Source organism: Flavobacterium sp. ALJ2 (genome assembly GCF_015594725.1).
Lineage (GTDB): Bacteria > Bacteroidota > Bacteroidia > Flavobacteriales > Flavobacteriaceae > Flavobacterium.
On sequence record NZ_JADNRC010000006.1, the window covers coordinates 152,561 to 165,141 of the forward strand.

At 31.5% G+C, this 12,581-nt stretch carries 9 protein-coding genes; 5 read left to right on the plus strand and 4 right to left on the minus strand.

What is annotated here, in order from left to right; all coding sequences use genetic code 11:
• Positions 1-144: 144 nt before the first annotated feature.
• Positions 145-1,887 (plus strand): DUF885 domain-containing protein, encoded by a 1,743-nt coding sequence (locus IUY40_RS08820; RefSeq protein WP_195736498.1) that lies wholly within the window; start codon positions 145-147, stop codon positions 1,885-1,887.
• A 133-nt stretch (positions 1,888-2,020) separates the two neighbouring features.
• Complete coding sequence (locus tag IUY40_RS08825) at positions 2,021-3,295, plus strand: histidine-type phosphatase (RefSeq protein ID WP_195736499.1); 1,275 nt, start codon at positions 2,021-2,023, stop codon at positions 3,293-3,295.
• 89 nt (positions 3,296-3,384) lie between these two features.
• On the opposite strand, the gene pheT is transcribed toward IUY40_RS08825, so the two are convergent.
• Complete coding sequence (gene pheT / locus IUY40_RS08830; protein ID WP_195736500.1) at positions 3,385-5,808, minus strand: phenylalanine--tRNA ligase subunit beta; 2,424 nt, start codon at positions 5,806-5,808, stop codon at positions 3,385-3,387.
• A gap of 275 nt (positions 5,809-6,083) precedes the next feature.
• Here pheT and IUY40_RS08835 point away from each other — a divergent pair, with 275 nt between their 5' ends.
• The 3 genes from IUY40_RS08835 (at position 6,084) to IUY40_RS08845 (ending at position 9,132) form a co-directional block, all read left to right on the plus strand.
• Positions 6,084-7,589, plus strand: coding sequence for an aldehyde dehydrogenase family protein (locus tag IUY40_RS08835; RefSeq protein WP_195736501.1), 1,506 nt, complete (start codon positions 6,084-6,086; stop codon positions 7,587-7,589).
• A gap of 61 nt (positions 7,590-7,650) precedes the next feature.
• The gene (adhP, locus tag IUY40_RS08840; protein ID WP_195736502.1) at positions 7,651-8,685 is read left to right on the plus strand and encodes an alcohol dehydrogenase AdhP; all 1,035 of its coding nucleotides are present in this window, start codon (positions 7,651-7,653) and stop codon (positions 8,683-8,685) included.
• A 72-nt stretch (positions 8,686-8,757) separates the two neighbouring features.
• Positions 8,758-9,132 (plus strand): DUF779 domain-containing protein, encoded by a 375-nt coding sequence (locus IUY40_RS08845; RefSeq protein WP_195736503.1) that lies wholly within the window; start codon positions 8,758-8,760, stop codon positions 9,130-9,132.
• Positions 9,133-9,361: 229 nt separating this feature from the next.
• Here the strand turns inward: IUY40_RS08845 and IUY40_RS08850 are convergent, their stop codons facing one another.
• From IUY40_RS08850 to IUY40_RS08860, 3 genes are all read right to left on the minus strand, one after another.
• Positions 9,362-10,282 (minus strand): AraC family transcriptional regulator N-terminal domain-containing protein, encoded by a 921-nt coding sequence (locus tag IUY40_RS08850; protein ID WP_195736504.1) that lies wholly within the window; start codon positions 10,280-10,282, stop codon positions 9,362-9,364.
• Between the two features lie 71 nt (positions 10,283-10,353).
• Positions 10,354-11,217 (minus strand): bestrophin family ion channel, encoded by an 864-nt coding sequence (locus IUY40_RS08855; RefSeq protein WP_195736505.1) that lies wholly within the window; start codon positions 11,215-11,217, stop codon positions 10,354-10,356.
• 27 nt (positions 11,218-11,244) lie between these two features.
• On the minus strand, positions 11,245-12,555 hold the full coding sequence (locus tag IUY40_RS08860; protein ID WP_195736614.1) for a TolC family protein: 1,311 nt from the start codon (positions 12,553-12,555) through the stop codon (positions 11,245-11,247).
• Positions 12,556-12,581 lie beyond the last annotated feature (26 nt).

A 12,581-nucleotide genomic window follows, 5' to 3' on the forward strand; every position in this document is an offset into this window, starting at 1 on the left:
ACAAATCATTTCGCCTTTTTGCGAGAAAATAATTTTTGGTATGATTAAAATATTTTTTCTAAATCATGCTAAACCTATTTAATAAAAATAAAATAGCACGCCATAAAGATCATTTTTTATCTTTAGCAGTTAAATACATTATATATGAAAAAACTTCTTATTCCTATTGTTATTGTTGCCTTACTTGTTTCCTGCAATAAAAATGCTAAATCAGGTGACGACAAGAATGCTAATAAAAAATTTGAAAAATATAAGGACGGATTTATTACCGACTTATGGAAACTAAATCCTGATTGGGCAGCTAGTCAAGGATATCACAAATATGATAGCATTTTGGTTATTCCAAACGCAGAAAATCAAAAGAAACAATTAGCTTTTGCTAATTCTCAATTAGATTCATTAAAACAATACCCATTAGAAGGGCTTTCTGATAACAACAAAACTGATTTTTATATGATTAAAAATCAGCTAGAAGGTACCCTCTTTGGTATAAATGAACTAAAGTCATCAGAGTGGAACCCATCATCATATAATGTTTGTGGTGCTTTTGCAGAAATATTAAATGGTAAATATGATTCTCTAGATGTGAGATTGCGTAATTTTAGTTTAAAAATGAATGGTATTCCTGCCTATTATGAAGCAGCAAAGTCAAATATTAAAAACCCAACCAAAGAACACACTGCACTTGCAATAGATCAAAATCTAGGAGGAACTTCCGTTTTTAAAGAAGATTTAGCAGCTGCTTTAAGCAAAAGTAAATTGACTGCAGAAGAAAAAAAGGCAATTACCAATAAAGCAAATATTTCAGTAAAAGCCATTACAGATTATGCTAATTGGTTGAAAAAATTAGACAATAAAACACCTCGTTCTTTTAGATTAGGCTCGGAGTTATATGCTAAAAAATTCAACTTTGATATTGAGTCTGGATACACAGCCGATGAAATTTATAAAATAGCAGTTAATCATAAAAATGAATTGCATGACAAAATGTTTGTTCTTGCTAATAAATTATGGACAAAATATAATGGAACAGCTGTAAAACCAACTGATAAACTAGAATTAATTAAGCAAGTAATTGATGAAATATCATTACAACATACTACTCCTGAGAAATTTCAATCAGAAATTGAAAAGCAAATTCCTGAGCTTGTAACATTTGTGAAAGACAAAGATTTACTTTATATAGATCCATCTAAACCACTTGTAGTCAGAAAAGAACCAGCTTACATGGCGGGTGTTGCAGGAGCTTCAATATCTGCTCCAGGACCTTATGATAAAAATGCAAATACGTATTATAATGTTGGAAGTATGACGGGATGGACAGCCGAAAATGCTGAAAGCTACCTAAGAGAATACAACGATTATATCTTGCAAATTCTGAATATTCACGAAGCAATTCCTGGACATTACACACAATTAGTTTACAGCAATCAATCGCCAAGTATTATAAAATCTATTTTAGGAAATGGAGCAATGATCGAAGGTTGGGCTGTTTATACGGAAAGAATGATGCTGGAAAGTGGATACAAAAATTCAGATGAAATGTGGTTAATGTATTACAAATGGAATCTTAGAACGACTTGTAACACAATATTAGATTATAGTGTTCATACCAAAAATATGTCAAAAGAAGCTGCTATAGCTTTATTAACTAAAGAAGCTTTCCAACAGCAAGCTGAAGCAGATGGAAAATGGAAACGTGCAACCTTATCACAAGTACAATTATGCTCTTATTTTACAGGATATACAGAGATTTATGATTTTAGAGAATCATTAAAAAAAGAACAAGGAACGAAATTCAATCTGAAAGAATTTCATGAAAAGTTCTTAAGCTATGGTAGTGCTCCAGTAAAATACATAAAAGAGCTAATGACTAGTAAAGAATAAAAATAAATAAAAAATAGATAATCTTTAAGTTATCCCAAATTACCCTCAAACAGTTATGCGCTATTTGGGGGCTTTTTGTGAAAATAAAATCCAAACTTAAAAATAGATTTGTTTTGTTAAAAATTAAATTAAAATGAAAAAAAACGGCCTATTATTCTTTTTTATACTAGCTAATCTGTCAATTGTTTTAGCTCAAGCTACCAAACAGGAAATGTTTGATACACCAGAAAAAACGGCTGGTGTTTACTACGCTTATCCTGCCAAAGACATTGTAGCTTATACACCCGTACCAAAAGGGTATGAGGCATTTTACATAAGTCATTTTGGGCGCCATGGTTCTCGTTATTTGATAAGTGATAATGACTATAAAGAAGTATTAGATTTGTTTGAAAATGGCAATAAAAATGCTGCACTTACTGACTTAGGTAAAGATGTCCTAAAACGTCTACAGCAACTTTGGGGCGAGGTTGAATTTAGAGGTGGAGATCTTTCACTTATAGGTGTACAAGAACAAAGGGGTATTGCAGAACGAATGTATAATCTCTATCCAAAAGTATTTAATAAAGAGTCACAAATAGAAGCCAGTGCTACAACAATAGTACGTGTTGCTTTAAGTATGGATGCTTTTTGTGAGCGCATGAAAGAGTTTAATCCAAGCTTACAGATTACTAGAAATTCAGGGATAAAATGGCAGCGATATTTAAACTACCATACACCAGAAGCAATTGCTTTTAGATCCGCAAAAGATACATGGAAAGAGGAATTTCAAAAATTTGAAGCAAAACATATAAATCCAGATCGTTTGATAAATTCTTTATTTTCTGATGAAGATTATATTATAAAGAAAGTGAATCCAGAAACGGTAATGAAAAAGTTATTTGCTATAGCAGGAGGCATGCAAAATATAGAAACAAAATTGAGTTTTTATGATTTGTTCGAAAAAGAAGAGCTTTTCGATTTATGGCAATGTACCAATTATCGCTTATATGTAAATTATGCTAATTCAGCTATCAATAGCGGAATCATGTTTGAAAATCAAAAACCAACTTTAAAAAATATTCTAGAGAACGCTAATAAAGTAATAGCTTCAAAAGGAAAAGGAGCAACGCTTCGTTTTGCACATGATGGTAATATAATTCCACTAGCAATGCTGCTACACTTAGAAGGAACCTATAATAGTATTTCTGATACAAATAAATTTTATGAAGTCTGGAGTGATTTTAAAGTAGCACCAATGGCTGGTAATATACAAATTGTGTTTTTTCGCAAACCAAAATCTGATGATATACTTGTAAAATTCCTTTTGCACGAAAAAGAAGTTCTTGTTCCAACTATAACAACTGATATTGCTCCTTATTATAATTGGAAAGATGTAGAAAGCTATTACAAAAGCCTACTAGCAAGTTAAATAATATATATATTACACTATCAATCAAAAAAAATCCGCTAAAGAATATTTACATTCTCTAGCGGGTTTTTATATAGAATACTTTTTACTTAACGCAAGCTAGCTCCAAGTTCATTTTCGAAGCTTTGTTGCAATTTACTCATTATTTTATCAATTTGAGCATCAGTAAGTGTTTTTGTATTATCCTGAATAGTAAAGCTTAATGCATAAGATTTTTTGCCCTCAGGAAGATTTTTGCCTTCATATACATCAAATAAATTCACATCTTTTAACAACGTTTTTTCAGTTTGTTTAGCAAGATTGTAAATACTATCATAAGTAATATTTTTATCAATTAATAATGCTAAATCTCTACGTACTTCGGGGTATTTAGGAATTTCTGTATATTTTATTTTACCGGTAACTATTTTCAAAATTAAATCCCAGTTAAAATCAGCATAAAAAATCTCTTGTTTAATTCCGAAGTGTTTTAAAATAGTTTTTTTAACAACACCCATTTCAACTAAAGTATCATGACCGTATCCAATAGCAGCACCCTCAGAAAAAACATCTGATTGTGTTGGGATATTATTTATTTTATTAATTCCCAATCGAGAAAGAACACCATTTACATACCCTTTTAATAAAAAGAAATCAGTAGATTGCTGCCCATTATTAGTCCAAGTTTCTTTATTTCTGTTTCCAGTAATAAACAAAGTTAAATGTTTGTGTTCTTCATAACCATTAAGAAATTTATGGTACGATTTTCCAAATTCAAATAATTTTAAATCTGAATTTTTTCTGTTGATATTGTATGCAATAGCTTCTAATCCAGAAAACAATAATGATTGTCGCATTACTGATAAATCATTACTTAGCGGATTTAATATTATAACATTATGTTCTTCTTTTAATAAACTAGAAAGATTAGCATAAGCTGCAGTTGTCAATGAATTGGCCATCATTTCATGATAACCTTGTGAATTTAATTGTGCTGCAATACTATTTTGTACTTTATAATCTTCTGTTCTTGGCGAGTTAGAAACTGTCGCATTGAATTTTTTAGAAAAATTAATGTTATTATATCCGTAAACTCTAAGGATTTCTTCGATAACATCTATCTCACGTTGTACATCAACACGATATGCAGGAATTGTTAATCCCAATCCAGCTTCAGATACACTATTAACTTTAATATCAAGAGATACTAATATTTTTTTGATTGTATCTTTTGGAATCTCCTGTCCAATAATTTTTGACACATTACAAAAGTTTAAGAAGACAGAGAAATCGTCTATTTTCTTTTGGTATATTTCAACAATATCAGAAGTAATCTCCCCACCAGCAATTTCTTTTATCAATAAGGCTGCACGTTTTAAAGCATATGCAGTAATAGAAGGATCAATACCTCTCTCAAATCTGAAAGAAGCATCAGTGCTTAATTGATGTCTTTTTGCCGATTTACGAACACTAACTGGATTAAAATATGCACTTTCTAAGAATATAGAAGTAGTACTTTCAGTTATACCAGATCTTTTTCCTCCAAAAACACCTGCAATACATAACGGGCCTTTCTCATCGCAGATCATTAAATCTTCTTGGTGCAATGTTCTTTCAACATCATCAAGAGTAACAAATTTAGTACCTTCAGGAAGGGTTTTTACAATTATTTTTCCGTTAATTTTACTTGCATCAAAGGCATGTAAAGGCTGTCCTAATTCATGAAGAACATAGTTTGTAATATCAACAATATTATTTTTGGGAGTAATTCCAATTGCTTTTAATCTATTTTGTAACCAGTTTGGAGATTCACTTATTGTAATTCCAGAAATAGTAACACCACAATATCTAGGTGCCAAAGAAGGTTCTTCTACATTTACATCAATTTTTAAAGTTCTCATGTCAACTCTAAAATTACTTACAGATGGTGTAATTAATTCTACATTTTGACCTCTTTGTAACAATCCTGCACGTAAATCACGAGCTGTACCAAGATGACTCATGGCATCGGCACGGTTTGGAGTTAATCCTATTTCGAAAACTTCATCATTTTCAATATTAAAAACTTCAGACGCTGGAGTTCCAGGAACTAATGCTTCATCCAAAACCATAATCCCATCATGACTTGTTCCTAAACCTAACTCATCCTCAGCACAAATCATTCCGTAGCTTTCTTGCCCGCGTATTTTTCCTTTTTTTATAATAAAGGGTTCACCATCTTTATCATATAAAACAGTACCAATTGTAGCAACAGGAACTTTTTGCCCTGCAGCAACATTAGCTGCTCCACATACAATTTGTAGAGGATGTTCTAATCCTAAATCTACAGTTGTAATTTTCAATCGATCAGCATCAGGGTGCTGTACACAGGTTAATACATGTCCTACAACAATACCTTCTAATCCGCCTTTTATTGATTGGTATTTCTCAACTACTTCTACTTCAAGTCCTAAGTCAGTAAGTAAAGCAGATGTTTCATCGGATTTCCAGTCTATTTTAATAAATTGTTTTAACCAGTTGTAAGATATTTTCATTTGAGTAATATTATTCTTGAATAAGTTTACAAATATAGGCATTGCACATTGTAGTAGGAAACAATTTATTTGGTTTTTTACAGCTCTTTTTAATTGTATATAAATAAATCTATTTTAAATATTCTCTATTTTTTATCATAATAATTTGCTAATAGAGTATTAAAGTTTAGTTATAAAACAGATTCTGTGTTTTTTGTGCTATTACATGAATGAATTGTGCTATTCTTTATAAAAGAATGAAAGTAAATTTGAAATAAATCCAAAAAAAATATTTTATGAGTACTCTAGTAAAAAGACCTGAATTTAAGGCAAAATACGATAATTACATTGGTGGAAAATTTGTAGCTCCAATAAAAGGAGATTATTTTGATGTGCTTTCTCCAATAGATGGAAAAGTATTTACAAAAGCAGCGCATTCTAGTAAAGAAGATATTGATTTAGCAATAGACACTGCTTATGAAGCGTTCAAAGCATGGGGAAAAACTTCAGTAACAGAACGTAGCATTTTATTAAATAAGATAGCACAAAAAATAGAAGACAACCTAGAATATATTGCTACTGTAGAAACGGTAGATAACGGAAAACCGATACGTGAAACCTTAGCTGCTGATATTCCGCTGGCAATAGATCATTTTAGATATTTTGCTGGAGTAATACGTGCCGAAGAGAGCTCAATTGCCGAATTAGACTCGCAAACAGTTTCAATTGCACTAAGCGAACCATTAGGAGTGGTGGCGCAAATTATTCCTTGGAATTTCCCGATATTAATGGCTGTCTGGAAAATAGCTCCAGCACTAGCAGCAGGAAATACAATTGTTTTAAAACCTGCTGAAAGTACTCCAATTTCCATATTGGTATTAATGGAACTTATAGGCGACATACTTCCTCCGGGAGTTTTGAATATTGTAAACGGATTTGGCGCAGAACTAGGACGTCCATTAGTTACCAATAAAAAAGTTGCTAAAGCAGCATTTACAGGCTCTACAACAACAGGACGATTAGTAATGCAATATGCTACCGAGAATATTATCCCAGTTACATTAGAACTTGGAGGGAAATCACCAAATATATTCTTTCCGTCTATAGCCGACCATGATGATGATTTCTTTGACAAAGCCATAGAAGGAGCTGTTTTATTTGCTTTAAATCAAGGAGAAATCTGTACATGTCCTTCTAGATTATTAGTTCATGAAGATATCTATGATAAATTTATTAAAAGAGTAATAGAGAGAACAGAAGCAATTATTGCAGGAAATCCATTAGATAAAACTACGATGATAGGAGCACAGACTTCAATCGTGCAAAAAGAAAAAATTCTTTCTTATATAAAACTAGGAAAAGAAGAAGGAGCTGAGCTACTTACTGGTGGTGCCGAGAATAATTTCGGAGGTGACCTAGAAGGTGGCTATTACATAAAACCTACATTGTTTAGAGGGAATAATAAAATGAGAATCTTTCAGGAAGAGATTTTTGGGCCAGTACTAGCCGTTACTACTTTTAAAACTACAGAAGAAGCTATTGCCATTGCAAATGATACCATGTATGGTTTAGGAGCTGGTGTTTGGACGCGTGATGCGCATGAAATTTACCAAGTACCAAGAGCCATTCAAGCTGGAAGAGTTTGGATAAATCAATACCATTCTTACCCTGCAGGCGCACCGTTTGGAGGATACAAACAATCAGGGATAGGTCGTGAAAATCATAAAATGATGTTAGGACAATACCGCCAAACTAAAAACATGCTGATTTCTTACGACAAAAAGAAATTAGGTTTCTTTTAAAAGAATTAAATAAACCAAAGACTGGTATACAAATGTACTGGCCTTATAAATCAATACTATTATGTTACCAAAAACAATGAAAGCTGCGGTTGTAAGAGAATTTGGTTCTCTTTTAAAAATTGAAGAAGTAGAAGTAAAACGACCAGGTAAAAATGAAATACTTGTAAAAGTTATCGCAAGTGGAGTTTGTCATACCGATTTACATGCCATAGAAGGCGATTGGCCCGTAAAGCCTAAAATGCCATTAATTCCAGGGCATGAGGCGGTAGGTTATGTAGTGGCGGTAGGCCAGGATGTTAAAAATGTAAAAGAAGGTGATGCAGTAGGGGTGCCATGGCTTTATAGCGCTTGTGGAGGCTGCGATCAATGTATAACAGGTTGGGAGACCTTATGCGATACCCAGCAAAATGGCGGTTATAGCGTAGATGGTGGATTTGCAGAATATGTAATTGCCGATGCTAGATACGTTGGGATCCTGCCTTCAAATGTTAATTTTATGGAAATGGCACCAATACTATGCGCTGGAGTAACGGTATATAAAGGACTAAAAGAAACTGAGGTAAAACCAGGAGAATGGGTTGCAATTTCAGGAATTGGAGGTTTAGGTCACGTTGCGGTACAATATGCCAAAGCAATGGGAATGCATGTTGCAGCAATAGATGTTGCCGATGACAAACTTGATTTAGCCAAAAGACTTGGAGCTGATTTGGTAGTAAACGCAAAAAATCAAAATCCTGGAGAATTCTTAAAAAAGGAAGTTGGTGGAATGCATGGGGCATTAATTACTGCAGTTTCTCCTATCGCTTTCAAGCAAGGTCTTGAAACTTTAAGACGAAAAGGTACAATGGCACTTAACGGACTTCCTCCTGGAAACTTTGATTTATCAATTTTTGATACTGTTTTAAACAGAATTACAATTCGTGGTTCAATTGTAGGTACACGTAAAGACATGAAAGAAGCAATTGAATTTGCTACAGAAGGGAAAGTAAAAGCGACAATCACTCCTGCAAAATTAGAAGACATCAATGATGTTTTTGACAAAATGAAAAAAGGACAAATTGAAGGTAGGGTTGTACTCGAAATTGCTAAACCTTAATTAAATTAAATCATGAAAGCAACAAACTCTTTAACTAATAAGGGTTTGTTGCTTTTTTTTAAATCTAAAATCATGATAAAAAGAATTGAAGCTTCAGAAAAAGCCATTGAATTAATAAAAATATTAAAAGAAAAACATGGCGAATTAATGTTTTATCAAGCTGGGGGATGTTGTGAAGGAACACAACCACAATGTTTTGAGAAAGGTGGATTTTACCAACGAACTGGAGACGTATGCATTGGAACAATTGAAGATACCGAATTTTGGGTTGATAAAGATTTATTCGAATATTGGAAACATGCACATTTTACACTCCATGTAATTGATGCATTTGGAGTTGGCGGATTTTCATTAGAAACACCACTAAAAAAAACATTTCAAATTGAATATAGAATTTTCACCGAAGAAGAAGAGAAGGAATTAGAGGCAATTAAAATTATTGAGTAAAAAGTATTTTTTTTTAAAGTTTAAACATGCAAACTTATTATTTTCAATGAACTACGTCTTTTTTTTTTATGCAATAATTATCGAGTTACTTATAGAAATTCCCCTGCATAAAGATGGTAATTCTTGATAGTTATCAAGAAGGAGGAGAGGATCTTCTACCTAATTTTTTTAAAACAGAATGCATGAATTTACGTTTCTTTAAGAAACCTTCGAACCTTTTCTTAGCACCTTAGTTGATAAATAACAACTGATATTGCTTTGGAGTAATCCCTTCGTGTTTTTTAAACAATCTGATAAAATAATTAGCATCTTCAAATCCAGATAAATAGCAGACTTCATTAATTTGTATGGAAGGATTTTTTAGTAATTTCTTGGCACATTTTATTTTTTCATTGAGTACATATTCTATAGGACTCATTCCTAATTCTTTTTTAAAAAAACGATAGAAAGAGGCTGTACTCATACATGCTTTATCACTCAGACTTTTTAAATTCATATTTTCCTTCAAATTCTGCTTGATAAATTCTGTGACTTCTTTTATTGGATTATTTTCTTGAATTATTATTCCCTCATCAATAGATTTCACAGTTTGTGTTTGTATAATACGAATTAATAATTCTTTAAGAGTTAAATCTGCTAAAACATCTTTAGTTATCGATGTGCTCATACATTCCTTAATGAGCTTATTAATAGTAGCAGCCATATCAACATTATTATAAAAAAAATAATTTTGGTAATGTAATTGCCAAAGTACATTATTTTGTTTGGGATATTTCTCGTTTAAGAAATTTAACGTCTCTGTAATTTTAGATTGTTCAATGGCCAAAGCCAGACATTGTGTAGGGTTCTTTCTTGTAGCTTCTGGAAAATCAATTTTCATTTCTACATTTGCAGGAACAACAACTGTCTGCCCAGGTAAATACTCGAATTCTGGATCTTTAAAAAGATGCATTATCTTTTTTCCTCTCAACATACTTGTAACTACCAAATCATCAAATTTTAATGGAACTAAAGTTGATGATTCGTATGTTTCGAAGATATTTAACTCACAATGATTCAAGTTATAAATCGTCCTATTTTCAACAAGAGTTTTTAAGGATTTCTCTTTTGATAATTGAAGTGGATTTATTAGAAAACGTTGATTCTTCATTGCTTTAAATTTTAAGACTAGAATTTAAAATTAAACAAAATAATCATATGAAAAGAAGATTTAACGTTAAATTAAATCAACTCTTCAATATGCTTTTTAATATTTTCGGCTATTTTTTTAGTAGGTAAATCATTTTCATCTTCACCAAAAGGATCTTCAATTTCTTCGGCAATAAGTTCTAAACTCGCTAGTACATAAAAAACAAAAACAACTACAGGAGCAACATAATAACCTAAACTTATGGAGTAACCAAAAGGCAAAGTCATGATATAAAAGAATATGAATTTTTTTATAAATGCGCTGTAAGAGTAGGGAATAGGTGTGTTTTTTATTCTCTCGCAAGCCCCGCAAACATCGGTAAAAGCTTTGAACTCATCATTTATGATAATGAGTTGATCACCAGATATTTTTTTAGCATCATACAAATCATTTATTTTGTGATACATAATACTCTTTACCTGATTTGGCTTGTGTTTATGATGATCAATTTCTAAATCAACACCCTCAAAAAGTTGTTTTCCAGTTTCAGAATCATTTAAATGCTTGTGCAAAACATCAGCATATACAGGAATGAATTTTCTAAAAAACTTCCTGTCATTTTCATCTTTTAAGATTGCCGAAAGTTTAATTGCCAAATTACGGCTATTATTTACAAGACTTCCCCATTGTTTTCGACCTTCCCACCAGCGATCATAGGCAGTATTTGTTCGAAATACCAATAATAAAGAAATTACAAAGCCTAGCATTCCATGCATAATTGGAATATTCTGTATATAGTCATTTTTACCTATCCTAAAATAATAAACTTCAAGATAACCAACTAAACTAGAATAAACTGCTATGGCAATCATGATAGGAAATAATTTCCTAACGGTATCTGATTTATGAAAATGAAAAATAAAAGTAAACCAGTCTTTAGTATTATATGATATCATTTTATAAAATTTGAAAACAAATTTAGACTAAAAACTAATATTTCCTGCTAATTCTTTTAAAGCAATTTCAGATAATTTAGCTTCAAATTGAGCATTACTATAACGTACTTTTGCATTGACATAATTAAGCTGTGCTGTTCTAAACTCAAGAGTAGTAATAGTTCCTATACGAAATTTATCTAGGGTAATATCTAAGTTTTGTTTAGCAATAGCTTCATTGTTTTCTTCTAAATTTATCAACTCTAAGTTCGTCAAATAAGTTTGATAAGAAGTAGCTAATTGTGTGCTTAAAATTTGATTTTGCTGTTCTAAAGCATATTTAGTATTCTCTATAGCTAGTTTAGATGTTTTTTCATTTCTATGCTGAGCAAAACCATCAAATAAATTCAAAGTAGCACTAAATCCATAATTTAACCCTCGGGCAGTTGACTGACTTGTAAATCCTAAACTAGAATGGCTTTCTGCAAAGTTATATCCAGTATTTAATTTAACAGTAGGGTAGCGATTTGCTTTTACTTGTTTTAATTGTAATTCAGCAATTCTAATATTTATAATTTGCGATTCTAATTGGGGATTCTGCTTTTTAGCTAACTCTAGTAAATTATCTAAAATTAACGCATTATCTACATTTACTTCATTTATCACTTTAAAATCAATTTTAGAATCTCTTGCTAAAATCTGATTCAATAAAATCTTTGCATTTGCATATAATTCTTTTTGTCTTAATAATGTAACCTGATCTGTATTTAAATCAACCTGAGCATTTAAGACTTCTAATTTAGAAGCTTTACCGATCACAAATCTGTTTTGAGCCAATGTCAATCTTTGTTTTGAAATCACAATAGTTGTATCCAAAGCTGCCAATTGCTGTTGTTGCTGAACCAAATCATAGTAAGTTGAATTTACCTGTCCCACTTTCACCAAAATAGTACGTCGTAATTCGGCATCACCTAATTTTTGTAGTTCTTTAAGCTGATCTAATTGGGCAAACATTCGCATACCATCAAATATCGTCCAATCTAATCCAACACCATAGTTTAAGCTATTGTTTTTTGCATTACTCAATGAAGTAGAAGTTCCATCCTGACGAATTTGGGATGTGTTTTGGACGCTATTATTATCTACAATAGTAGCTGTTACTTTTGGCAACATCCCAGCATTTCCTACGGTTGTATTAGTTTCATTAATTTTTGAATTATTTGAAGCTATTTTTATTTCAAAATTATTATCTAATGCTATTTTAACTGCATTTTCTATAGTAAGAACTTCTTGTGCATTGCTTTTTACAACACAAAAAAGTAATAAAATCAAGTATTTAAATAGAGTTTTAGTGTACATCATTTTTTATATTTATTACCAAGAAT